This window comes from Asprobacillus argus, assembly GCF_032248395.1.
Classification (GTDB): domain Bacteria; phylum Bacteroidota; class Bacteroidia; order Flavobacteriales; family Flavobacteriaceae; genus Polaribacter; species Polaribacter argus.
In genome coordinates this window covers 293,215-316,409 of record NZ_JAVTTO010000002.1, presented here as the reverse complement: position 1 = coordinate 316,409, position 23,195 = coordinate 293,215, and the positions used below count along the sequence as shown (strand labels likewise).

Here is a 23,195-nt window from a genome sequence, read left to right as displayed (position 1 = left end):
TAAATTGAACGATAATTTTTAATTCTTCTCTAGCGCTTTTTTATACTGAGATGGAGTTTGTCCTGTATGTTGTTTAAAGACTCTTGTAAACGCGTTAGCTGAATTAAAACCAGTATATTCGGCTATTCCCGAAAAATTTAAGTGATTTAACTCACCACTTTTTAAGATCTTTTTTGCATGATCAACTCTATAGGAATTAATTAAATGAGAAATATTACAATTGAATTCTTTATTTACAATTTGTGATAAGTAAAGTGAATTTATTTCCAAGCGCTCACAGAAATACTTAGATGAAAGATCATTGTTTAGATAGCACTGTTCATCTTTTAGTAACTCCACTATTTTAATTTTTATATCCAATGCATCGTCTTTTGATTGGAACGTCAATGCCTTCCCCTCCACTCGGATCGTATTCGTTATTCTAGATTGTTTAATTGCCCAATACGCAATAAAATGTATTAATATGGATGACATAAAAACGGTGAACAACATGACATAAAACTGATAGAAATCAGTAAAAATAAAAATGAGCTGCGCAATAGCGAAACACACTAAAAAGAATAGAAAAACCCTTGTATACTTTTCTAACCACAATGACTTAGTCTGCTCTTGTTTAGAGCTTCGTTTATCTAAAAATTTTGCACTCTCTTTAATCAACTGCAATGACCTCCAGTAATAAAAAATAGCCAATAAAAGTATTGGAATATAATAGAGGAGCATTTCACCAGAAATATTAAAGTTGCTAGGAGCGGGTGCGCTATGTAATGTCAACTTTTCTGCACCAGACTTTATATAAAAAGGAAGTAAACTCAATAAACAAATAATAAAAGGAATAAGGTGTTTGGTATCTCTTATTTGTAGTTTTTTTCGCGTGCCTAATGTAAATTTTACATAATAATAAAATAAAGGTCCTAATAAAAAATGTAAAGGTAGAAATAGCTTAATGGAATGTGGAAAAGAAGTATAGTATCCTTCTAACACAATTACGGCCTTCATTTGATATCCTGTTATAATCAGCAATAATGGAATCAAAAAATAATTTGCATTGATCTTCCTTGAGCTATTAAAGAATAATATAAGTCCAAGAAAAATCCCATGAATTACATTCAGCAAAAAAATAATGGACAGTAATCTCATCTTATTTTAACTATAGAGTTCTAATATACAGATGAAATTAAAATTGACCTCAAAAAGAAATCTTAATCTTCTGGTGGATATCCATGAATTTGTTCAAATACTTCGTCAAAATTCTTACGTAGATATGCGTTTAGTTTCTTTTGGTAGTCTTCCTTTAACCAGGTTAAGAAGTTATGTGTACTCTTGCTTATGCATTTTGCATACTTATGTATCCTATGATCAATATCATCGTTCAACAGCTTTGCCAATGCAAGAGCATCATATACATCTTCACTATTTTCTACACAGATCTTTCCATGATGAATCATAGATCTCTCTAATACTACTTTAGAAGATTCTCCTTTTGCTATCGCTTCTTTATAGGTTGCAATAATGTCGAAATATACTTCCTCGGATTTTCCAAATTGACTCCTTATAGCTTCTGGCATCTTATACCTAAAGTTACTTTCCAATTCATCATCATCCAGCAAACGATCCATGTAGAAGTTCGGAGATCTAAAAATGGTTTGCCAATCCAAATTCGCACCCCAAGGTCCAAATCTATGCGTATTGTTTCCTAGATCAATAACTGTAAATTTCGATTTATTCTGTAAAATTCTAGAACCACGCCCTATCATTTGATAGTATAGTGTCAGTGATTTTGTTGCTCTATTTAAAATAATAGCATCAATAGTAGGTTCATCAAAACCAGTAGTTAAAATACTTACAGAAGTTAGTATTGCATCTGGTGTTTCTCTAAACCAATCTAAAATTTGCTTTCGCTGTTTTTTAGTAGCTGTATTATCTAAATGTGCAATCGGATATCCAGCTGCCTTAAATGTGTAATATACCTGAATAGAAGTATTAATTCCGTTATTGAATATTAACGTTTTTTTTCCTTTGGCAATACTTCTGTATGTATTTAAAAGTTGATCCAACATACTATTGGTAGTATAAAGATCTTCAGAAGATTTTACCGTATAATCCCCGTTAGAACCAACTTCCAGTGAAGTTAAGCTCATGTCATATTGGAAAATCTCAGCCTGTGATAAAAATTTATTCTTTATTAAGTCTTCTATTGACTCACCTGTAATCAATTCGTCATAATTATCTTTCATCGGTAAGTTCTTGTTCGAACTTAACGGAGTAGCCGTAACTCCCAAAATAAATGACTTCTCGAAGAATTTAAATAATTTTGTAAATGAATTATAATGTGCCTCATCAATAATAACCAATCCGATATCGGAAATATCTAATTTATCATCATTAAGTCGGTTATTTAATGTCTCCACCATCGCCACAAAACAACTATACTCGGCCTGATCGTCCAAGTTCGCCGTACTGTTTACTACCTTATTACGTACATTAAAACTTGTAAGCATTTCAGAAGTTTGTCTGCATAACTCAACACGATGCGTCATTACCAAAACCTTTTTCGAATGATTCTTTAAGTACTGTCTTACAATCTCAGAAAAGATCACAGTTTTTCCACCACCTGTAGGTAATTGATATAGTAAATGGTAATCGTTAGGTGCGGTTTCAAACTTTTCAAATATCTGATCTATAGCTCCTTTTTGATAACTATAAAGCTCCTTCCCTATCTTTTCGTCTTGCAATTCTAACGTGATTTCAGCCATGAAATTCATTTTTGATGAGTTGCAAAAATACTGCCTTTTTATAGTTTAAAAATCTTTTTTGCCAAGAAATATTAAAAACTCTTCCATAATGATTCGGATTTAATGTTAAAAAAACATTAAATAATACTATTATTCTCTTTTTTAATAGTAATACTATTATATTTGCGATATAAAATTAATGATAATGGAGAGATTACTATCAAATTTTAAAATACAGGTAAATGCAAATACCTATGTTAAAGACCCAGAGACCTCTAATCTGGGCAAGCGGATTATAGAAAACAGTATTCTATTAATAGATGAGATCGGCTTCGAAAGTTTTACTTTTAAAAAGCTTGGCGCCAAAATAGGCTCCAACGAAAGCTCTGTATACAGATATTTTGACAATAAGCATAAACTCCTATTATACTTAACATCTTGGTATTGGAGTTGGGTTGAATATCAATTGGTATTTAGCACCCTAAATATTTCAGATTCAAACGCTAAGCTTATACGTGCAATAGAAATCATCACAAAGCCTATTCGGTTAGATAGCAAATATGCTCACATTAATGAGGTAGTCTTGAACAGGATTATAATAAATGAGTTTTCCAAGTCATATCTGACAAAAGAAGTAGATGAAGAAAATAAAGAAGGCTATTTCGAAGTATATAAAAGACTGAGTTCAAGAATTAAAGATATGATCATCGAATGTGCGCCAAACTATAGCTATCCGTCAAGTCTGGCAAGCACACTTATGGAAGGGTCTTTATATCAACACTTCTTAAAAGATCATTTTAAGTCTATCACGGATTGTACATCAGATACAAAACACACCGATTTTTTTATAAACCTCATCTTCAACTCTATTAAAAACAGTTAGCATGACTAAAAAGTTTATGAGTTCCTGGCAACGCTTTGTGGGTCTTTTAAGGCTAGATAAACGAGACGTGTTGCAGATATTATACTATGCCGTTTTTGCAGGAGTGGTAAGCCTTACTTTACCATTGGGAATACAAGCTATCATCAACCTAATACAGGGCGCTCAAATGAGTACCTCGTGGATATTACTTGTAATTTTAGTGACGCTCGGTGTTGCTTTTTCTGGCCTGCTTCAATTAGCACAAATGCGGATTATCGAAAACGTACAGCAAAAAATATTTACTAGAGCTTCTTTTGAGTTTGCTTACCGATTTCCAAAGATACGTATGAGCGAACTTAGAAATTATTATCCGCCAGAGTTAGCAAATCGATTTTTCGATACCTTAACTATTCAGAAAGGTATTTCAAAGATCTTGATCGATTTTCCAGCGGCATTTTTACAAATAATCTTAGGGTTGCTGCTATTATCGTTCTACCACCCTTTCTTCATTATTTATGGCATCCTATTAATGCTTTTGGTGTATATCGTGTTTAAGTTCACTGCACAAAAAGGATTAGAGACCAGTCTTGAGGAATCCAAGAATAAATATAAAGTAGCACATTGGCTACAAGAAATAGCTAGAACTATCATTAGTTTTAAAATGGCAGGAAAGACCAAACATGCTTTGAATAAAAATGATGAACTGGTTAGTGACTACTTAATTGCAAGAGAAGGTCATTTTAGAATATTGGTCCTTCAATTCATTCAGATGATTGGATTTAAAGTCTTAGTTACCGCTGGCTTGTTAATTATTGGAGGTATTCTTGTAATCAATCAGCAAATGAACATCGGGCAATTTGTAGCCGCAGAGATCATTATTCTTTTGGTCATCAGTTCTGTAGAAAAACTCATCTTAGGTTTAGAGTCCTTTTATGATGTATTGACATCCCTAGAAAAAATGGGGCAAGTAGTAGATAAAGAACTAGAATCTCAAGAAGGGGAAAATCCAGCTTTTAATCATATGAATATAGAACTCTCCAATGTGAGTTATAATCCTGAGGGAGTGAATGAGCATATTCTAAAAGATATTGATTTGCATATCTCTGATAAGGAATCACTATTGATTCAAGGCGAAAATGGTTCTGGGAAAACATCTCTTTTAAAGTTAATTGCCGGCGTTTTGGAACCAACACATGGAAGCATCTATGTAAATGATAAGTCATTAACAGCCATCAATCTAAACCATTATAGATTCAATATTGGTCAGTCACTAACCGAGGATACTCCTTTTGAGGGTACCATTATCGACAATATTACATTTGGAGATTCAGACTTCACCTCCGAAGAGATCGATTGGGCTATTCGGCATACTGGTTTGAATGAATTTATCAAGCAACAACCAAAGGGAATGAAAACCATCTTATATCCCGAAGGAAAGCAAATATCTTACACGATTTCTAAAAAGATCATTCTGGCAAGGAACATCATAAGAAAGCCCAAATTACTGATATTAAAAGAACCTCTAGAATACTTTGACCCTAAAGAAGCGAAGACCATCATGTCCTTCTTAACTTCGAAGGAACGACCCTGGACACTAGTTGTAGTAAGTCATAACAAGGATTGGGCTGTAAAATGTAGCAGGGTAATCACATTGAAAAAAGGAAAACTAAAAGCTTAAAAAGAACTATTATGCTGAACATTTCTCATAATAAACTAAATACAAAAGTAGATATCTCAGGTTTTAAGTCTGGTAAAAAGGTATTCTTCAAAAGGAACTATGTCTATTTCAATAGATTCCTAGTCGTATTTGCATTGATCATATTTATTGTTTTGTTCTTGCCATGGACGCAGAACGTAACTAGTACAGGAAATGTAACTACATTAAAACCAAGTCAAAGGCCACAAACCATCCAATCTCCAATTCCAGGAAAAATAGAAAAGTGGTTTGTGAATGAAGGAGATTTCGTAAAAAAAGGAGATACCATACTCTTTATTTCAGAAGTAAAGAACGACTACTTCGATCCAAAATTAAGGGAGAGAACGCAACAACAAATCGATGCTAAAAGTAGATCTGTTCGTTCCTATGAAGGAAAAGTACAATCATTAGAGAATCAGATTAATGCCTTAAAAAAAGAACGTGTTCTAAAAATGGAACAATCAAGAAATAAATTGGCACAATCCAAATTAAAAGTAGTTAGCGATAGTATTGATTTTGAAGCAGCTAAGATCAACTTTAATATTGCGACAAAGCAATACGACCGTACAGTGTCATTAGAAAAAGAAGGTTTAAAAGCAGTACGCGATGTTGAGAACAAAAAACTAAAGCTTCAAGAAACGGCTGTCAAAAAGGTATCTGCAGAAAACAAACTGCTGGCTAGTAAAAATGAAGTCTTAAATGCTAGGATTGAACTTAATCGTGTTAACGTGTCATATAACGAAAAGATCTCCAAAGTCGAAAGCAATAAGTTTACCGCACAATCCGGTCAGTTTGATACGGAAGCTCAGGTAACTAAACTAGAAAACTCCTATTCTAACTACACGATGCGTAGTGATCTTTATTATATAAGGGCACCGCAAAGTGGCTATATAAACAAGGCGCTTAGAGCGGGAATTGGAGAAACATTTAAAGAAGGTGAGCGTTTGGTAGGCATTATGCCGGCAAATTACGAAGTGGCTGTTGAAACTTTTATTATGCCAATAGATCTTCCATTAATACATGTTGGAGAAAAAGTACAAATCCAATTTGATGGTTGGCCAGCAATCGTATTTAGTGGATGGCCCAATGCCTCATACGGAACATTTACTGGTGTAATTGTAGCTGTGGAGAACTTTATAAGTGATAATGGTAAATATCGGGTATTGATAGCTCCTGATAAACAGAGCACAGCATGGCCCGAGGCTGTTCGGGTAGGATCAGGTGCCAGAACGATGGCATTGCTAAAAGACGTGCCTATTTGGTTTGAACTTTGGAGGAAATTAAATGGCTTCCCTCCTAACTATTATGAATCGAAAAAAACTGCTAAAAATGACACTAAAAAATAAAGCATTCTTAACAACCTGTTTTGTAATCCTTTCATTTTTTGGTACCGCTGTAGGTCAGAACGCAGACACAACGGTATTGAGCTTTAGTGAATACATAGGGTATGTAAAGAAATTTCATCCCATCGTAAAACAGGCAAATTTGATCCTTAATGAAGGAGAAGCAAAATTAATGAAAGCTAGAGGGATGTTTGATCCTAAGCTAGCCATTGATACTGAAAAAAAAGTATTTAAGAATACCGAGTATTATAATAAACTAAATACAACCTTTAAAATACCAACATGGTACGGTGTAGAGCTTAAAGCAAACTTTGAGCAAAATGACGGCTCTTTCCTGAATTCTGAGGCTAATGTCCCAAACGATGGACTCTATAGTGCAGGTATTTCTGTATCACTTGCACAAGGGTTGCTCATTAATAAAAGAATGGCTGCTGTTAAGCAAGCAAAGTTATTTAAAAAACAAGTCAAAGCAGACAGAGATATTCTAGTAAGCTCCATTCTTTCTGAAGCTGCAAAGAGCTATTTAAGCTGGCTAAAAAGATATAATCAAGTAAAGATATACGAGAACTTCCTAAAAAATGCTGAGTTTAGATTTAATAGTATTAAACGCAGTGTTGTAAACGGTGATATGGCGGCTATTGATAGTACAGAAGCAAGGATTACAAAAAATATAAGGAAATTAGATCTGATAAAATCCAGAGTACAATTTACACAAGCAACATTAGAACTTTCCAATTTTTTATGGCTAGATGATCGCACTCCATTAGAGTTACAAGCGGGAGTTACTCCACAAGTGAATATGCAGGATGAAATAGATATTACTTTAGGGACAAGTACACTTAATAGTAATTTATTGAATCTGGACAATCATCCTAAAATACGATCATTAGATTACAAATACCAAATTCTGAAAGTAGATAGAAATCTGAAGATGAATCAATTGTTACCTCAAGTAGACTTTCAATATAACTTTCTTACAGAAAGTCCAAATCTCATTTCCTCCTATTCAACCACTGCATATAAAAGTGGGTTGTTAGTTCGGTTTCCTTTGTTCTTGCGGAAAGAACGCGGTGCATTGCAATTTGCTAAAATTAAATTACAGAACACAAAGTATGAGATAGATGCAACAAGGTTGAGTATTAAAAATAAGCTCTCAGGAATTCAATCAGAATTAGCATCATTTACGGAGCAGAATACTGTGAATAAAACCATTGTAGAAGATTACGAAAAAATGTTGTCTGCTGAAGAGCGTAAATTTAGTATTGGCGAAAGCTCCCTATTCCTGGTTAATTCAAGAGAATCTAAACTAATGGAAGCACGTTTAAAAGCAATATCTTTGGAGAATCAATTTTTCAATACCAAGGTGAAGTTGTTTGTAACACTTTCGAACCCTAATAATTAATTATTTTCTGATTCTATTTTCAGCATTTTTAGTAAGTTTACACCAACTAACTGAACATAATGAAGAAATTTGGACTTATACTGATCCTAGGTTTCCTATTATTCCCTATGAGCGGGAACGCTCAACATAGTGTAGCAAGGGAATGGAACGAAGAGTTACTACAAGCAATTAGAAAAGATTTTGCACGACCTACGGTACATGCAAGGAACTTATTTCATAGCTCCATATTAATGTATGATGCATGGGCAGTTTTTAATAATACTGCCGAAACTTTATTCCTTGGAAAGAACTTTGGAGGGTATGCTGTAAATTTTAACAGTATTGCTACCCCTAGTAACCCAGATGCGGCAACACATGAGATCATGAGTTATGCATTATACAGATTGCTAACACATCGATTTACTAATTCTCCGAATGCAACAACGACATTAGCCTCTTTTACTGCACTATTTGAGTCTTACGGATATGATGTAAATTTCACTTCTACCGATTACTCAAGCGGCTCTTACGCAGCCTTAGGAAATTACTTTGCTGAAAAAATGATTGCTTTCGGAATGCAAGATGGCGCGAATGAAATAGATGAATATGAGAATTTGTACTACAATCCATCCAATGATCCTCTTATTTTAGATTTATATCAGGACAATACAGCTATAGACCCAAATAAATGGCAACCACTGGCTTTTGATGTATACATAGATCAAGCAGGAAATATCATCCCTCAAAATACTCCGGACTTTTTAAGTCCTGAATGGGGTCAGGTAACTCCTTTCTGTTTAGAGTCTAACGACTTAGAAATTATTAATAACGGTTTTGACTGTTATGTTTATAATAACCCGGGCGCTCCTGTGTATATAGAAAACTCAGTTGAAAATGGTATTGACGATCCTTATAAATGGCATTTTGCTTTGGTGGTAGCATGGTCTGCACATTTAGACCCTGCAGATAATACCCTGATTGATATTTCACCTGGAGCAATCGGTAATGTAGATTTTGCGAATTTTCCTGAAACTTTTGAAGAGTATAAATCATTTTACAATTTTACAGCTGGTGGTGATGCTGGAACAGGACATTCGTTAAACCCTTTTACGAATGCTCCTTATGCACCACAGATGATTAAAAGAGCAGATTATTCTAGGGTTTTAGCAGAATTTTGGGCGGATGGTCCAGATTCTGAAACACCTCCTGGGCACTGGTTCACTATCATGAATTACGTAAGTGATCATGCAGAAACTATTAAGAAATTTGGTGGTCAAGGTCCTGTACTAAGCGATTTGGAATGGGATGTGAAAAGCTACTTAACTTTAGGTGGAGCTATGCATGATGCAGCTGTTAATACCTGGGGAATTAAAGGATACTATGACTACATTAGACCAATTTCAGCTATCAGATATATGGCAGGTAAAGGACAAAGTACAAATCCTGATGTCTCCAGTTTTGATCCACATGGACTTCCTTTAGTTCCTGGGTTGATTGAAATTATTAAATCTGGAGATCCTTTAGAAGGTGTCAACGGTGAGAATTTGGGTAAAATTAAAGTTATGTCCTGGAAAGGACCTGATTACATATCGAATCCAGATACTGATATTGCTGGAGTAGATTGGATCTTGGGTACGCAATGGTGGCCGTATCAAAGACCTACATTTGTTACACCTCCTTTTGCGGGATATGTTTCCGGACACTCTACATTTTCGAGAGCTGCTGCTGAAGTGTTGACCTTACTTACAGGGGATGCATTTTTCCCTGGTGGAATGGGAACTTTTGAAGTAACTCAAAATGAATTTTTAGTCTTTGAAGAAGGCCCTTCAGAAAGCTTTACACTGCAATGGGCAACCTACAGAGATGCATCAGATCAAACAAGTCTATCTCGAATTTGGGGTGGTATCCACCCTCCTATTGATGATATTCGCGGAAGGATTATTGGAGATAAGATTGGAAAAGAGGCATTTTCTTTAGCGGAGCAATATTTTACAGGAACTTTAAGTACCGAGGATATTAGTTTAAATGATGCTACACAAGTATATCCTGTTCCTACAGAAAGTATGCTGAACATCAAAACTGTATATCAGGAAAAAATTACACTACAGCTATTTTCACTAACCGGAAAGATGCTGCGTAAAAAACAAGTTTCTAATCACAATGGTCTGTTAGAAATGGATATCCGAAACCTGACAAATGGTATCTACATTTTGAAAGGTATTTCCGAAAACGGTCAAGAAGTATTTCAGAAGAAAATTATCAGATAATTATCAATTGCTTTTTTTGATAATACTATAGAAATAATGTCCATAGATAGATGATGATCATCTGACTTAGAAAGAATAGTACTTTAATCATCGTTTTCTAGTTCAAAAAATTCGTTTACGGATATTTCAAAGACCGCCGAAAGCTTTAACGCTAATACTGTAGACGGAACATATCTATTCTTTTCAATGGAATTAATTGTTTGTCGTGACACACCAATCTTCTTGGCGAGATCATCTTGTGTTAAATCTTTAATTGCTCGCTGAACTTTTAATGTGTTTTTCATTACTTATTATATCTTTTAAGTTGAAAGAAAAACAATAATTGCACCAACAGCATAAAGAACAATACCTGAAAATAACTAAAGCCTTCTAACTTTTCGTTTGCATCAAATAAGATTCCAACTCCATAGTTTATAAATGGTTGTACTAATGAGTACACCACCGCCATAATAAATGCCAGTCTGTATGATTGAGAGCGCAGACTATCAATATATTCATCTTCAATCTTATCCTTAGCTAATGAAATAACAAGCATCCCTATTAGAAGCATCCAACGTAATGCTGGTTTTACCCACTCAGGCTCTTCAAAGAACTTTTTGGCAATCATTAGTCCAAATGTTCCAAAAGCAATATAGTAGCCAATTTTTTTAAATTGATTAGGCAATTGAAATTTATTCATTCGTTCCAATTGACTTCTTTCTCTCTCGCATAATGATTCTTTACTCATAATTAATATTTTACAAATTGTCAAATTTACTTTAATTAATGACAAATATACTTTACATTTTGTAAAGAACAAAATTATTTTTAAAATATTTTACTAACTTGAAATCATTAACCAAAACTTATTATTTAATTATGACAACAGATTCTAACAAACCAGGAGCAGCATTTTGGGTCATTGGTGCAATAGCACTTATATGGAATGGCTTCGGAGTTCTCAATTATATCGGTCAAGCCTATATGACTGATGAAATGAAAGATGCGCTACCAGAATTTCAACGAGAATTAATTGAAAATAGACCAGCTTGGGCAACAGCTGCCTTTGCTATCGCCGTGTTCGGCGGAGCCTTAGGCTCACTATTATTATTAATGAGGAAAAAGCTTTCTTACACTCTGTTTGTACTATCCTTTCTTGGTGTACTTATTCAAATGGTCAACGATGTATTCATGAGTAATTCAATTGGAAATTATGGCCCAGGTGGAGTTGTAATGGTTCTTTTAATACCATCCTTTTGCATATTTCTTATATTCTATGCTAAAAAGGCCAGGTCGAAGGGTTGGCTATCTTAGTCAAAACAACATAAAAAAAGCATCTCTATCGAGGTGCTTTTTTTATTCAAACATTATCCCTAAGAATTCCGCAACACAAGCTGGCTTTTCAACACCTTCTATCACCACTGTACACTGAAAGGTAATTTTAACACCTTGCTGCTGATCTTCTACATTCTTTATGGAAGATTGTATTTGCAACCTGCTGTTTACAGGAACCGGATGTGGAAACCGAACATAGTTCAATCCATAATTCAATCCCATCTTCACACTATCAATAGTAATGAGGTCTTCTAACATTTTAGAAAGTAAGGCCAATGACATAAAACCGTGTGCTATTGTACTTTTGAATGGTGACTCTTTAGCCGCTCTAACTTCATCAACGTGCACCCATTGTTTGTCCAAGGTAGCATTTGCAAAATCATTGATCATTTCTTGAGTTACTGTAAGCCAATTCGAGTGCGGCAACTCCTTGCCTATCATGGTTTTAAACTCCGTAAGATTTTTAAAGTGTACTACTTCCATATTGTATTCGTTTAGGTAGTTTTTCCGAATATATCGTCTTTAATCTTTGGCAATTGTAAATGGAATCTCACTGCTAATAATCGTATAATGATCACGGTAAGTACTGTTGCAAAAAATTGAAGCCACTCTGACAGTCCAAAGTGATTTGTTACTAAATATACGATTCCACCCATTAAACAAGCCGAAGCATAGATCTCTTTTTTGAATATCAGCGGAACTTCATTGGTCAACACATCTCTAACGACACCACCCATAACTGCGGATACCATTCCCATAACCAAAGCTACGAAAGGATGTAATTCAAACGCCAGACCTTTCTGAATTCCTAGCAAGGTAAACACGGCAATTCCTATGGTATCAAAAAGAAACATGGTCTTACTTAATGGTGCTATTTTACTCTTAAATAAAAAAGTAAACACCACAGCCGCTAAGATGGTCCATATATAGTTTAGATCTCCTATCCAGTTAATGGGATGTGCATTGATCAACACATCTCTGAGCATTCCTCCTCCAACAGCAGTTACAAATGCAATGATAATCACTCCAAATAGATCGAATTCTTTTTTAGAAGCTACCAATGCACCACTAATTGCAAATGCAAAGGTTCCGATGATATCTAATGCATAAATGATCGTCATTTAGACAGTGATTTCGTTGAACTTAATATTCAATTCGCGTTGAATTTCATGAATACGCTGTAATTCATTTGGTAAGATAAAAGCCACCGAAGCTCCGGTTTTACCTGCTCTGGCTGTTCTACCACTTCTGTGTGTATAGTAATCTAACTTCTCTGGTAATTGATGATGGATTACAAATTCTAATCCTTTGACATCAATACCACGTGCAGATACATCTGTAGATACCAGGTATTGTAAACTTTGATTTTTAAAAGCCCTCATCACCTTATCTCGCTCCTTCTGCTGCATATCTCCCTCTAAGGCTGCTACCGAAAATCCTTCTTCTGATAACTGTTTTGACAGATTTTGAGCACCAGCTTTTGTTCTACAGAAGATAATACCACGATCGGAAGATCTCTTATCTAAATAACTGATAATGTTCTCTGTCTTTTCCTTAAGCGTTGTTCTTACATACTGATGTCTAATATTTGCATTTACCAGAGACTCTCTATTGATCTCTACACGGGGTGCATTGACATTCATATATGTTTTGATAATTCTTTTGATCTCTTCTGGCATAGTAGCTGAGAACAACCAAGTATTTCGATCTCCAGAAGTATATTTCAAGATTCTGTTTAAATCTTGTTTAAATCCCATACTTAGCATTTCATCGGCTTCATCCAATACTAAGGTTTTAATATTCTTCAGGTTAACATCTCCTCGTTCAATCAAATCAATTAACCTTCCTGGAGTTGCAACTACAATATGTGTAGTTCTTTTCAAGTTGTTAATTTGACGTTCAATTTTTTCACCACCATATACACCTTCTGTAAAAATCTTTTCGTCATGATATTTGGTAAACTTGAACAACTGCTTTTTTATCTGCTGCACCAATTCTCTTGTTGGTGACAAAATTAAGGCTTGGATTGCATCTTTTTTGGAGTCAATTTTTTGCAAAATAGGCAATCCGAAAGCTGCTGTTTTTCCAGTTCCTGTCTGAGCTAACCCAATAAAATCCGTATGCGAATTCAATAAGATTGGAATCGATTTTTCTTGTACCTCAGTTGGTTCCGTGATTCCTAATTCTTTAATAGATTTCACAAACGATTTTTGGATTCCTAAAGATGAAAAGTTTGACATGTCACACGTTTAATTTATGACCGCAAAGATAGGTTATTTAGGTTCTAAAACAGCTAAAATAGTATCTGTTATTCTTGTTGGTCTAAAGGTTTTAGCATCTAATAAACAAAAGGTAGTCTGAGCTTTTACCAATAGCCTACCTTCCTTAAATATTTCGACATGGCGTACCGATTTTACACCTGCTGTTTTTCCCACCCACGTACGAATATCAACCACATCTCCCAATACTGCTTGACGCATATAATCGATTTCATGACGTACAACAACCCAAACATATCCATCTGTATCATGGCCTTGTTTCAATGCTGTCCAATGATCGTTTGCAATATCCTGTATCCAAGATAAGTATACCACATTATTCACATGTTGTAACTCATCAATCTCGCTAGCAATTACTATATGCTTTTTAGAAAAAACTGGATTCATACATTCAATTTATACAAACTTAGGTAAAATGCCTGATATGTTAAGATTCCCCTAAATGTTTTAAATGGCATTCTAAAAACCGATTTAAACATTCATATTTGCACCATCTAGGATGACAGAACTCGCAAATAATTTAGGGACAGAAAAAATCAGTAAGTTATTAATCAAACAAGCTGTTCCAGCCTCCATTGGTATTTTGGTCATGTCTTTAAACATGATCGTGGATACTATTTTTGTAGGTAGATGGATCGGTGTATTGGCTATTGCTGCTATTACGGTGGTGCTACCTATTGTTTTTTTGATTTCTTCTATTGGAATGGGTATTGGAATTGGTGGAAGTTCTATTATCTCAAGAGCTTTAGGTGCCAACAAACCTGGTAAAGCTTTTCGAACTTTTGGAAATCAGATCAGTATGACATTAGGCCTATCAATCTTCTTTGTATTGATTGGTATCTTTATGTGTAATTCTCTATTAGAGTTGTTTGGTGCAAATGGTGAGATATTACTTCCGGCTACAGAGTATTTTCACGTAGTATTATACGGTGTTCCTTTTTTGGCTTTTGCGATGATGGGAAATCCAGTGATTCGTGCAGAAGGAAAACCTAAATATGCTATGTACGCCATGATTCTTCCAGCCATATCTAATATATTATTGGATATCCTTTTTATTAAGGTCATGAATATGGGAATGTATGGTGCTGGGTTAGCAACCTCTATTTCATATGCGGTTTGCGGACTCTTTATCTTTGGATTCTTCTTATCAAAAAAGAGCGAACTGATCATCAATTTGAAACATTTTGCCTTAGATTTTAATATTGTAAAAGAAATCGTCCAGCTCGGAGGTGTTACCATCATTAGGCAGGGAACCATCAGTTTATTAATTATAATATTGAATTATACACTATTTAAATATGGCGGAGAAATATCCATTGCGATCTATGGGATTATTAATAGAGTGATGATGTTTGCCCTCTTCCCTGTATTGGGAGTTACTCAAGGTTTCTTGCCAATTGCAGGGTTTAATTATGGTGCTAATGACGCCAAACGCGTCAAGGAAACCATTAAAACAGCTATTATTTATGGAACATCTGTGGCTACGATTATCTTCCTATTTATAGTAACATTCCCAGAAACTGTTTCTAGTATCTTTACTAAAGATCCCGATCTGATCGCTAAGACACCGCATGCATTATGGATTGCTTTTTTAGCGACACCCGTTATTACCACTCAACTCATTGGCTCTGCATATTTTCAGGCAGCTGGCAAAGCGTTACCTGCATTAATATTAACGTTGTTGAAGCAAGGTATTTTCTTAATTCCATTGGTATATATCATGCCTAAGTTCTTTGGAATTGATGGGGTTTGGTATTCTTTCCCTATTGCAGATGTACTCGCTACTTTAATTACATATATCTACTTACGTAGAGAGATGAAATTACACTTACAATAAATTTTAACAAACTTTTTTATTTCAGTATTAATATTTTAGTTAATTTTGAAACGTTCATTTCAAATAAAATGCCAAAAGTAGAAACCTTTAATAGAGACCTTGTATTAGAAAATGTCATTAAACTTTTCCATGAGAAAGGATACAATGCTACCTCTATGCAAGATTTAGTAGATGCTACCGGTCTTAACCGCTCCAGCATCTATAATTCTTTTGGTAGCAAAAAAGAGTTGTATCAAGAAAGTTTGCGTACATATCGTGCTTCTGCACAAAAATCTATTCAAAAAGTATTGATACATTCAAGCAACCCTAAAGAATCTATTCGTAAGATTTTTGGATCTGGGCCTGAAATTAAAGCAAATGGATGTTTTTTAAGTAACTGCACCTCTGAAATGGCCAATCAAGATCTAGAGATCAGAAGTTTCTTACTAAACAACTTTGAGCATATGCAAGGTCTTTTTGAAGAGTTAATTACCAAAGGACAATCCGAAGGAAGTATAAATAAAGATAGATCTTCAACGGAATATGCGATATATTTATTTACATCGCTACAGGGGTTAAGAATTACTGGTATTTTACTAAGTGAACAAAAAGACTTTGAAAGCATTGTAGAAACAACGCTTTCAGTGTTAGATTAATTTTTTTTAAACAAATATGAAACGAACGTTTCAAATAAAAACAACATGAGTACATTAAAGAACAAAGTCGCAATTATTACAGGCGCAAATAGCGGTATCGGATTAGCTACTGCTAAATTATTTCTAGAACAAGGAGCCAAAGTAGTGGTCACAGGAAGACGGGCTGACGCACTCGCCGAGGCTACGAAAGAGTTTACTGGAGAATACACTTCTTTTGTGGGTGATGTATCCAATAATGAAGATAATATTCGGCTGATTCAAGAAGCTACAGCAAAATACGGGAAGATTGATATTTTGTTTTTAAATGCTGGAATAGCGCCTCCTACCCCAACTGCTGATATTACTGCTGAACATTATCAACACATATTTGATATTAATGTGAAAGCACCCATTTTAACAGTAACGGAAGCATTGCCACATATTAATGATGGCGGAACAATTTTATTTACCAATTCCATTGTACATCAAAAAGGTTTTGATGGATTGGCTATTTATTCGGCAAGTAAAGGCGCATTACGAGCGTATGCTCGCGTATTAACTAGTGAGGTAAAAGATAGAGGTATTCGTGTAAATTCCTTAGCTCCAGGCCCAATCACGACACCTATATATAGTAAAATGGGATTGCCAGAAGAAGTGGTCGAAGAAATGGGGAAAGGTTTTGCTACAGCAAATCCTTTAGGGAGATTTGGTACGCCAGATGAAGTTGCCAATGCAGCCTTATTCTTAGCTTCTGACAAGGCATCTTATATTAACGGAATTGAGCTCGAGATAGATGGCGGTATGAGCCAAATTTAGTAATGGAGCAAGAAATAGATTAAAAGAGCCTTTTGGCTCTTTTTTTATACATCTTATAAAACATTTCTAGTTTTCCTAGTTTGTTTTCTATTATTAATTTCGAGTTTACTGATACACAGTGCAACAAACACTTATGGAATAAAAAACAACTATGAAGATTTTCAGGAAGATTAGATTAATACATTAACAAAAAAGAGCAATCGGATCAGAGGCTATATAATGCTCTCCCCATTCAAATTGGTCGTCAATACATCACTCATATAATCAAAGAAAGGACGCAAGGCTTTGTAAGTCTTGTCTAGCTCCTTCAAAAAGTTTGGGTCGAGTACTTCTGCATCTGTAAAATTACGTACGGCAATGAATCCTTTCTTACGCAATAAATCTACATCTGGGTGTTCCTTATCAAATCCACGAGGTGCAGATTTTAATTCAGCGCCGTCGAAGGTTCCGCCAAAGTATTTTTTATAGTTCTTATCAGCTAAAATGGCGCGCATTTCTGAAGCATCCATTTCTATTTCTTTACGAATTCTTAGTAAATCTTCTTTATTTGGTTCCCAAAAACCGCCTGCTAAGAAGCTTTCCTCTGGACGGATCCGTAAATAATATCCTCCGCGTAGTGCTTTTCCCGATCTTGAAAAGGAACCGGCAAAATGAGGTTGATATGGTGTTTTATCTTTTGAGAAACGAACATCTCTATATATTCGGAACAATTTGAACTTATCAATCTCATCATGTGTTTCTAAATTCTCACGAATTGATGCATACAGTTCCTTAGCATTGTCCTGGGCTTTTTTAAAAGTAGGCTTATGCTCTGCAAACCATTCTCGGTTGTTATTTTTCTTTAAGTCTTTTAGGAATTGTAAACTAGATTTCTCGAATTGCATGACGTTATTTTTTTGGATGTTCAATGTACGAAAAGTATTCGAAAAGATAATTGTATTTTCGACATCAGATGCATCAAAAATCAAAGGACATTCAACTTCATTACGAAGGTTTTTTACAAACACCATGCTTATGGGTGTCTAATTCAATTTATAAACTTCATCAATTCAATATTGAACAAAAAGCCCACTCCTTTGACCAAAGCATTGATATACGGTTACGATTAGGAAAATATGTAGAACGTTTAATATCGTATCAGTTTATGAAAGATACAGGAATAGATATCATTGCAGAGAATATTCAAATCCAAAAAGACAAACGAACTTTAGGTGAGTTAGACTTTATAATATCTCAAAATAACAAGCCTATCCACTTAGAGGTTATTTATAAGTTTTACTTATATGATTCAAAGGAGGGAAATGACGAACTGCTATGCTGGATAGGACCCAATAGAAAAGATAGTCTCATTGAAAAACTAGAGAAATTAAAACAAAAACAGCTTCCATTGCTTTATAGTGAGGAATGCCAGAACTATTTAAAAAGCATATCTCTTGATTCTGTTGCTATAGAGCAACAGATCTATTTTAAAGCGCAACTTTTTATTCCTTTGGATAATGAGGCTATAACATGTACTAAGATCAACAAGGATTGTATTGCTGGATTTTATATACATCGTAATGATTTACATCAATTTAGGAAAAACAAGTTCTACATACCTACCAAAAAAGATTGGTTAACAGTTCCGCATACACATGTAGATTGGATTTCCCATGAATACTTTCTTAAAGAGAGTGATCAATACCTCGAAAGAAAGTTCTCTCCCATGTGTTGGATGAAATCTGACAATGGCGAATTGCAAAAGTTTTTTTTAGTTTGGTGGTATTAATATTTAAAACCCTGCAACAGCAGTTACAGGGTTTAGGGTGATTCACCATCCAATCAACAAAACAAATTTGTTAACTTTCCTTCTCTTTTTCATGATTCTTAATAAATTCTGTATCTCTTGTATTTTTTTGCACAGTGATAGCTCCAAACATGCTTAATACAAAGGCTAACCCATAAAAACCTTTCTCACTAAGTTCTAAATCGGCATTCCACAAACCAATCACTAATAGTACTATGGACGCGACTGTTGTAAACCAACTAATACCGTAATACATTTCTGTAACTTGTATGTTCTCGAGCTTATCTCGTACTGCTTTTTGAACGGAGATTACTGAGAATAGACCAAATAATAGTATAGTAAAATAGTATCCTTTTTCATTCAGTAGCATATCTGCATTCCACAAACCAACACAATAAGATACCATCCCAATAAAAAGCACAGACCATGAGGCGCCAATAAATGCATTTGTCGGTTTCTGATCAAAGACTTCATTTTTTTTCTTTTTTGATTTTGACTTCAGTTCTTCTTTTGTTGAAACTGTTGTTTGATAATTCATAATTTTTGTTTTAATGATTACAGGACAAAAGTGCATACTAACTACAACATCACAAATACAATTTCAATTAAAAACTGACGATATATTTTATATTATTATATATTTAATCTCTATATTTATTAATTTTTTTACATAAAAACAAACGATATAATGACTGAGTTAAATGATATAATTCGCACACTCTCTTCAGATGAGCAGAAACAATTCGTTCTGTTTTTAGAAAAAAAGAACAAGAGGAAAGACACTAAAAACATTCAATTGTTCCAACTAATCTTGCAGGAAGAACTATCTATAAATGAGATGTCACAAAAGATTTATAAGACAACTAACAAAGATGCTTTATACGCCTTAAGAAAGCGTCTGTATCAGTCTGTGATTGATTTTACCGCTAATCATAGCCTCGAAGATGAGGGTTCAATAGATATGCAGATCATAAAGTACTTGTTAGCCGCTAGAAACTACCTAACAAAAGGTCATTATAGAATGGGGTACAGAGTTTTAGATAAGGCAGAGCCTATTGCTAAAGAACATCAACTATATCCACTATTAAATGAAATCTATCATACGAAAATTCAATACGCCTATAAGAGTACCGATTTGGATATTGAAGCACTTATTGATAAGTTTAAAAGAAACCAAGAGCTACATAATCTAGACGAAGAGCTAAACATTGCCTATGCCAAGATTCGAAGAAAAATAAAAGAAATTCTTCACAATGGGGTTATTGTTGATTTTCAGCATTTAGTAGAAAACACCTTCAAAGAGCATCAAATTAATCTGGAAGAAGCACTTTCTTTTAAATCTTTGTACCAATTAATAACAATAAACAGTCTCTCCGCATTTGCAACCAAGGACTATCTTAAAATCGAAAACTTTTTATTAAGCAAATATGAAATAGTAAAAGACCATAAATCAAAAGAAAAACAGCTGTACTATCATATTTATGTATTATATCACATTGCAAATACACTCTTCAGAAATAAAAAATTTTCTGAATCCTCTAAATACCTAGCAGTGATGCATGAGCATATGCTTTTAAAAAAAGGAAAATATTATTCATCCTTTAAGGTAAAGTATTATCTACTATTAGGGCTTAACAAAAATTACAGCAACCAATCCTCAGAGGCTATAAAAATATTTGAGCCTTTTGTCTCAAAAAAACATCCAGATCTTTCAAGTCTTCTTGACATTTATCTTAGTTTGACTATGTGCTACTTTCAACAAGGTGAATTCAAAAAGGCAATGCGTTTGTTTTCAAAATTTTACCATACCGATAAATGGTATATAGAAAAAACTGGAAAGGAATGGACTATGAAAAAGAATCTAATAGAGATTCTTCTTCATCTTGAATTAGAAAACTTAGAGCTGCTCGAGTCTAGGTTATTAAGTTTTAAAAGGTCCTATTATCAACATCTAAAAGCTATTGGTCAGGAACGTGCTATCATCTATTTGTCTTTTATTGAAGCATATTACAAAGACCCTTCAAATGTAACCTCTACACAATTTAAATCCAAAGTAGAGAGTTCCTTTGAATGGATCACCTCTAAAGAGGAAGATATTTTTGTGATGAGTTTTTATGCTTGGCTAAAAAGCAAAATGGAGAAAGCACCGCTTTACGAAACCACACTAAATCTAATTCAGCAATAGTATACTATTTCTCCCTCTCTTTCAACACGGATACAACATGGTTTAAACCATATCCCTTTGCTCTAAGCAACAATAGATAGTGGAATAACAAATCCGCACTTTCTTCTAAAAACAAAATATCATTGGTATCCTTTGCCTCAATAACAACTTCTACCGCCTCCTCTCCTACTTTTTGCGCAATCTTATTGATTCCTTTTTTAAACAAAGAAGCGATATACGAATTAGAAGCGTTTGCATTTTCAACTCTTTCAGAAATCGTACTTTCTAATGTAGAAAGAAACCCATATGACTGCTCATTAGTCCCATTCCAACAGGTATTTGTTCCTTTGTGACAGGTTGGTCCATTTGGGCGTGCCTGTATAAGTAATGTGTCATTATCACAATCAAGTTCAATAGTTTCTAATTGAAGGAAATTTCCACTCTCTTCTCCCTTGGTCCATAAACGATTCTTAGATCGACTAAAAAAAGTAACCTTTCCTATTTCCATGGTTTTTAAGTAAGCTGCTTCATTCATATAGCCAAGCATTAATACATTTTTGGTCATCGCATCCTGAATAATTGCAGGTACCAATCCATCTGAGTTCTTATTAAAATCTATATTCATAATCGTATTTCAATATTGTTCTTTTTGAGTTCTTTCTTTAATTCTGAAATTTCTATTTCTCCAAAATGGAAAATACTAGCTGCCAATGCAGCATCTGATTTTCCTTTGGTAAACGTGTCTACAAAATGATCTTTGGTACCGGCGCCTCCCGAAGCTATAACGGGTATATTGACCAATTCAGATAGCTTGGCTAATGCCTTATTTGCAAATCCTGATTTAGTACCATCATGATCCATCGATGTGAATAAGATCTCTCCTGCCCCTCGTTCTGCAACTTCCTTTGCCCAATCAAATAAATCCAGTTCTGTGGGAATAGTTCCACCAGCTAAATGCACATACCACTTTTCTCCCACCTTCTTAGCATCAATAGCTACCACAATGCATTGACTTCCAAACTTACTTGCCAATTCATTGATCAATTCTGGTCTTTTTATTGCAGCTGAATTCACAGCAATCTTGTCGGCTCCACATCGTAATAATGCATCCACATCTTCGACAGAAGAAACGCCTCCGCCAACGGTAAACGGGATGTTGACCTCCGCTGCGACTTTCAACACCATATCTCTCATTGTTTTTCTTCCTTCTAATGTGGCTGAAATATCAAGAAAAATCAGCTCATCTGCTCCTACAGCTGCGTACTGCTTTGCCAGTACTACTGGATCACCGGCATCTCTTAAATTGACAAAATTGACACCTTTTACTGTGCGTCCATTTTTAATATCTAAACAAGGTATTATTCGTTTTGTTAACATCTTAATTTTGTATTATAAATTGCTCCAGTTCTTTCAAGCGAATTCTATTCTCATAAATGGCCTTTCCAATAATAACGCCTTCACATCCTAAAGAATTTAACTTGGGAAGTTCGTTAAAAGAGGAGATTCCTCCAGAGGCGATCAATCGCATTTTCGGAGTTTCTTTTACTATTCTTTCGTACAATTCAAACGAAGGTCCTTCTAACATACCATCTTTAGCAATATCCGTACAGATCACATAAGAGATTCCTTTATTTTGATACCCTTTGATAAAAGGTATTACTTTTAACCTACTTTCTTCTTGCCAACCATTAATAGCAATATTTTCATTGTGGCAATCTGCTCCTAAAATGATCTTATCGCTACCATATTTTGAAATCCATTTTTCAAAAACGCTTGGATTTTTTACTGCGATACTACCTCCTGTGATTTGATTAGCTCCCGATTCGAATGCAATTCGCAAGTCTTCATCAGATTTTAATCCACCACCAAAATCAATCTTTAATTCCGTCTTTGAAGCTATCTGCTCCAATACCTTGTAATTAACAATGTGACTCGCTTTTGCGCCATCTAAATCGACAACGTGCAAATACTGAATGCCAGCGCCCTGAAACTCTTTTGCTACTTCTAAAGGGCTTTCATTGTATATTTTCTTTGTGTTGTAATCTCCTTTCGTTAATCGCACACATTTTCCCTCTATAATATCTATGGCAGGTATAATTCTCAT

Annotated in this window: 24 protein-coding genes; 11 read left to right on the top strand and 13 right to left on the bottom strand. The window is 34.6% G+C overall.

The features are described 5' to 3' along the window. Nucleotides 1-18: 18 nt before the first annotated feature. The gene (locus RQM59_RS05155) at nucleotides 19-1,137 is read right to left on the bottom strand and encodes a helix-turn-helix domain-containing protein (protein WP_349241012.1); all 1,119 of its coding nucleotides are present in this window, start codon (nucleotides 1,135-1,137) and stop codon (nucleotides 19-21) included. Between the two features lie 62 nt (nucleotides 1,138-1,199). Next, nucleotides 1,200-2,753, bottom strand: a complete 1,554-nt coding sequence (locus RQM59_RS05150) for a DEAD/DEAH box helicase (RefSeq protein ID WP_349241011.1) — start codon at nucleotides 2,751-2,753, stop codon at nucleotides 1,200-1,202. 184 nt (nucleotides 2,754-2,937) lie between these two features. Here RQM59_RS05150 and RQM59_RS05145 point away from each other — a divergent pair, with 184 nt between their 5' ends. The 5 genes from RQM59_RS05145 to RQM59_RS05125 are packed head-to-tail and all read left to right on the top strand — an operon-like array spanning nucleotide 2,938 to nucleotide 10,281. Then, nucleotides 2,938-3,615, top strand: a complete 678-nt coding sequence (locus tag RQM59_RS05145) for a TetR/AcrR family transcriptional regulator (protein ID WP_349241010.1) — start codon at nucleotides 2,938-2,940, stop codon at nucleotides 3,613-3,615. A 1-nt stretch (nucleotide 3,616) separates the two neighbouring features. Then, nucleotides 3,617-5,272, top strand: coding sequence for a peptidase domain-containing ABC transporter (locus RQM59_RS05140; protein WP_349241009.1), 1,656 nt, complete (start codon nucleotides 3,617-3,619; stop codon nucleotides 5,270-5,272). A gap of 11 nt (nucleotides 5,273-5,283) precedes the next feature. Further along, nucleotides 5,284-6,636 (top strand): HlyD family secretion protein, encoded by a 1,353-nt coding sequence (locus tag RQM59_RS05135; protein ID WP_349241008.1) that lies wholly within the window; start codon nucleotides 5,284-5,286, stop codon nucleotides 6,634-6,636. Beyond that, entirely contained in the window at nucleotides 6,620-8,035 is a 1,416-nt protein-coding gene (locus RQM59_RS05130) for a TolC family protein (RefSeq protein WP_349241007.1), read from the top strand. Before RQM59_RS05135 ends, RQM59_RS05130 begins: the two co-directional genes overlap by 17 nt. 59 nt (nucleotides 8,036-8,094) lie before the next feature. Continuing rightward, a complete protein-coding gene (locus tag RQM59_RS05125; RefSeq protein ID WP_349241006.1) occupies nucleotides 8,095-10,281 on the top strand; it encodes a T9SS type A sorting domain-containing protein in 2,187 nt (728 codons plus the stop codon). 83 nt (nucleotides 10,282-10,364) lie between these two features. Here RQM59_RS05125 and RQM59_RS05120 read toward each other — a convergent pair whose 3' ends face one another. Beyond that, nucleotides 10,365-10,565, bottom strand: a complete 201-nt coding sequence (locus RQM59_RS05120; protein ID WP_349241005.1) for a helix-turn-helix transcriptional regulator — start codon at nucleotides 10,563-10,565, stop codon at nucleotides 10,365-10,367. Next, on the bottom strand, nucleotides 10,565-11,008 hold the full coding sequence (locus tag RQM59_RS05115; protein ID WP_349241004.1) for a hypothetical protein: 444 nt from the start codon (nucleotides 11,006-11,008) through the stop codon (nucleotides 10,565-10,567). Before RQM59_RS05115 ends, RQM59_RS05120 begins: the two co-directional genes overlap by 1 nt. Nucleotides 11,009-11,139: 131 nt before the next feature. Here RQM59_RS05115 and RQM59_RS05110 point away from each other — a divergent pair, with 131 nt between their 5' ends. Next, a complete protein-coding gene (locus RQM59_RS05110; protein WP_349241003.1) occupies nucleotides 11,140-11,574 on the top strand; it encodes a hypothetical protein in 435 nt (144 codons plus the stop codon). A gap of 42 nt (nucleotides 11,575-11,616) precedes the next feature. On the opposite strand, the gene RQM59_RS05105 is transcribed toward RQM59_RS05110, so the two are convergent. From RQM59_RS05105 to RQM59_RS05090, 4 genes are read right to left on the bottom strand one after another with little or no spacing between them, the layout of a single operon-like run. After that, complete coding sequence (locus RQM59_RS05105; RefSeq protein ID WP_349241002.1) at nucleotides 11,617-12,078, bottom strand: MaoC family dehydratase; 462 nt, start codon at nucleotides 12,076-12,078, stop codon at nucleotides 11,617-11,619. Between the two features lie 11 nt (nucleotides 12,079-12,089). Next, nucleotides 12,090-12,716 (bottom strand): trimeric intracellular cation channel family protein, encoded by a 627-nt coding sequence (locus tag RQM59_RS05100; protein ID WP_349241001.1) that lies wholly within the window; start codon nucleotides 12,714-12,716, stop codon nucleotides 12,090-12,092. Continuing rightward, nucleotides 12,717-13,835 carry a DEAD/DEAH box helicase gene (locus tag RQM59_RS05095; protein ID WP_349241000.1) on the bottom strand — a complete coding sequence of 373 codons (1,119 nt, stop codon included), beginning with the start codon at nucleotides 13,833-13,835 and terminating at the stop codon, nucleotides 12,717-12,719. A gap of 33 nt (nucleotides 13,836-13,868) precedes the next feature. Then, the gene (locus tag RQM59_RS05090) at nucleotides 13,869-14,261 is read right to left on the bottom strand and encodes an acyl-CoA thioesterase (RefSeq protein ID WP_349240999.1); all 393 of its coding nucleotides are present in this window, start codon (nucleotides 14,259-14,261) and stop codon (nucleotides 13,869-13,871) included. A 112-nt stretch (nucleotides 14,262-14,373) separates the two neighbouring features. On the opposite strand from RQM59_RS05090, the gene RQM59_RS05085 reads away from it, so the two are divergent. The 3 genes from RQM59_RS05085 to RQM59_RS05075 all read left to right on the top strand — a co-directional run bounded on the left by RQM59_RS05085 (nucleotide 14,374) and on the right by RQM59_RS05075 (nucleotide 17,141). Then, nucleotides 14,374-15,711, top strand: coding sequence for an MATE family efflux transporter (locus tag RQM59_RS05085; protein ID WP_349240998.1), 1,338 nt, complete (start codon nucleotides 14,374-14,376; stop codon nucleotides 15,709-15,711). A gap of 68 nt (nucleotides 15,712-15,779) precedes the next feature. Beyond that, complete coding sequence (locus RQM59_RS05080) at nucleotides 15,780-16,346, top strand: TetR/AcrR family transcriptional regulator (RefSeq protein ID WP_349240997.1); 567 nt, start codon at nucleotides 15,780-15,782, stop codon at nucleotides 16,344-16,346. 45 nt (nucleotides 16,347-16,391) lie between these two features. Next, nucleotides 16,392-17,141 carry an SDR family NAD(P)-dependent oxidoreductase gene (locus RQM59_RS05075; protein WP_349240996.1) on the top strand — a complete coding sequence of 250 codons (750 nt, stop codon included), beginning with the start codon at nucleotides 16,392-16,394 and terminating at the stop codon, nucleotides 17,139-17,141. Nucleotides 17,142-17,353: 212 nt separating this feature from the next. On the opposite strand, the gene RQM59_RS05070 is transcribed toward RQM59_RS05075, so the two are convergent. After that, nucleotides 17,354-18,025 carry a DUF2461 domain-containing protein gene (locus RQM59_RS05070; protein WP_349240995.1) on the bottom strand — a complete coding sequence of 224 codons (672 nt, stop codon included), beginning with the start codon at nucleotides 18,023-18,025 and terminating at the stop codon, nucleotides 17,354-17,356. 68 nt (nucleotides 18,026-18,093) lie between these two features. Between RQM59_RS05070 and RQM59_RS05065 the strand changes: the two genes are divergently transcribed. Then, the gene (locus RQM59_RS05065) at nucleotides 18,094-18,909 is read left to right on the top strand and encodes a DUF1853 family protein (protein WP_349240994.1); all 816 of its coding nucleotides are present in this window, start codon (nucleotides 18,094-18,096) and stop codon (nucleotides 18,907-18,909) included. A 70-nt stretch (nucleotides 18,910-18,979) separates the two neighbouring features. Here the strand turns inward: RQM59_RS05065 and yiaA are convergent, their stop codons facing one another. Then, nucleotides 18,980-19,465 (bottom strand): inner membrane protein YiaA, encoded by a 486-nt coding sequence (yiaA, locus tag RQM59_RS05060; protein WP_349240993.1) that lies wholly within the window; start codon nucleotides 19,463-19,465, stop codon nucleotides 18,980-18,982. Nucleotides 19,466-19,615: 150 nt separating this feature from the next. Between yiaA and RQM59_RS05055 the strand changes: the two genes are divergently transcribed. Continuing rightward, on the top strand, nucleotides 19,616-21,112 hold the full coding sequence (locus tag RQM59_RS05055; protein ID WP_349240992.1) for a hypothetical protein: 1,497 nt from the start codon (nucleotides 19,616-19,618) through the stop codon (nucleotides 21,110-21,112). A 4-nt stretch (nucleotides 21,113-21,116) separates the two neighbouring features. Here RQM59_RS05055 and hisIE read toward each other — a convergent pair whose 3' ends face one another. Genes hisIE through hisA form a run of 3 tightly spaced genes read right to left on the bottom strand, consistent with a single transcriptional unit; the run spans nucleotide 21,117 to nucleotide 23,195 of the window. Continuing rightward, nucleotides 21,117-21,716: a bifunctional phosphoribosyl-AMP cyclohydrolase/phosphoribosyl-ATP diphosphatase HisIE gene (gene hisIE, locus RQM59_RS05050; protein WP_349240991.1), complete on the bottom strand. Its 600-nt coding sequence runs from the start codon at nucleotides 21,714-21,716 to the stop codon at nucleotides 21,117-21,119. After that, entirely contained in the window at nucleotides 21,713-22,468 is a 756-nt protein-coding gene (gene hisF / locus RQM59_RS05045; RefSeq protein ID WP_349240990.1) for an imidazole glycerol phosphate synthase subunit HisF, read from the bottom strand. The genes hisIE and hisF overlap by 4 nt, the downstream gene beginning before the upstream one ends. Nucleotide 22,469: 1 nt before the next feature. After that, nucleotides 22,470-23,195 (bottom strand): 1-(5-phosphoribosyl)-5-[(5-phosphoribosylamino)methylideneamino]imidazole-4-carboxamide isomerase, encoded by a 726-nt coding sequence (gene hisA / locus RQM59_RS05040; protein ID WP_349240989.1) that lies wholly within the window; start codon nucleotides 23,193-23,195, stop codon nucleotides 22,470-22,472.

Coding starts and splice junctions, on each gene's coding strand:
- RQM59_RS05095 (WP_349241000.1), bottom strand. CDS start 13,835: ATGTCAAACTTTTCATCTTTAGGAATCCAAAAATCGTTTGTGAAATCT.
- hisF (WP_349240990.1), bottom strand. CDS start 22,468: ATGTTAACAAAACGAATAATACCTTGTTTAGATATTAAAAATGGACGC.
- RQM59_RS05120 (WP_349241005.1), bottom strand. CDS start 10,565: ATGAAAAACACATTAAAAGTTCAGCGAGCAATTAAAGATTTAACACAA.
- RQM59_RS05065 (WP_349240994.1), top strand. CDS start 18,094: ATGCATCAAAAATCAAAGGACATTCAACTTCATTACGAAGGTTTTTTA.
- yiaA (WP_349240993.1), bottom strand. CDS start 19,465: ATGAATTATCAAACAACAGTTTCAACAAAAGAAGAACTGAAGTCAAAA.
- RQM59_RS05145 (WP_349241010.1), top strand. CDS start 2,938: ATGGAGAGATTACTATCAAATTTTAAAATACAGGTAAATGCAAATACC.
- RQM59_RS05125 (WP_349241006.1), top strand. CDS start 8,095: ATGAAGAAATTTGGACTTATACTGATCCTAGGTTTCCTATTATTCCCT.
- RQM59_RS05110 (WP_349241003.1), top strand. CDS start 11,140: ATGACAACAGATTCTAACAAACCAGGAGCAGCATTTTGGGTCATTGGT.
- hisIE (WP_349240991.1), bottom strand. CDS start 21,716: ATGAATATAGATTTTAATAAGAACTCAGATGGATTGGTACCTGCAATT.
- hisA (WP_349240989.1), bottom strand. CDS start 23,195: ATGAGAATTATACCTGCCATAGATATTATAGAGGGAAAATGTGTGCGA.
- RQM59_RS05055 (WP_349240992.1), top strand. CDS start 19,616: ATGACTGAGTTAAATGATATAATTCGCACACTCTCTTCAGATGAGCAG.
- RQM59_RS05135 (WP_349241008.1), top strand. CDS start 5,284: ATGCTGAACATTTCTCATAATAAACTAAATACAAAAGTAGATATCTCA.
- RQM59_RS05090 (WP_349240999.1), bottom strand. CDS start 14,261: ATGAATCCAGTTTTTTCTAAAAAGCATATAGTAATTGCTAGCGAGATT.
- RQM59_RS05130 (WP_349241007.1), top strand. CDS start 6,620: ATGACACTAAAAAATAAAGCATTCTTAACAACCTGTTTTGTAATCCTT.
- RQM59_RS05115 (WP_349241004.1), bottom strand. CDS start 11,008: ATGAGTAAAGAATCATTATGCGAGAGAGAAAGAAGTCAATTGGAACGA.
- RQM59_RS05080 (WP_349240997.1), top strand. CDS start 15,780: ATGCCAAAAGTAGAAACCTTTAATAGAGACCTTGTATTAGAAAATGTC.
- RQM59_RS05100 (WP_349241001.1), bottom strand. CDS start 12,716: ATGACGATCATTTATGCATTAGATATCATCGGAACCTTTGCATTTGCA.
- RQM59_RS05085 (WP_349240998.1), top strand. CDS start 14,374: ATGACAGAACTCGCAAATAATTTAGGGACAGAAAAAATCAGTAAGTTA.
- RQM59_RS05150 (WP_349241011.1), bottom strand. CDS start 2,753: ATGGCTGAAATCACGTTAGAATTGCAAGACGAAAAGATAGGGAAGGAG.
- RQM59_RS05105 (WP_349241002.1), bottom strand. CDS start 12,078: ATGGAAGTAGTACACTTTAAAAATCTTACGGAGTTTAAAACCATGATA.
- RQM59_RS05140 (WP_349241009.1), top strand. CDS start 3,617: ATGACTAAAAAGTTTATGAGTTCCTGGCAACGCTTTGTGGGTCTTTTA.
- RQM59_RS05155 (WP_349241012.1), bottom strand. CDS start 1,137: ATGAGATTACTGTCCATTATTTTTTTGCTGAATGTAATTCATGGGATT.
- RQM59_RS05075 (WP_349240996.1), top strand. CDS start 16,392: ATGAGTACATTAAAGAACAAAGTCGCAATTATTACAGGCGCAAATAGC.
- RQM59_RS05070 (WP_349240995.1), bottom strand. CDS start 18,025: ATGCAATTCGAGAAATCTAGTTTACAATTCCTAAAAGACTTAAAGAAA.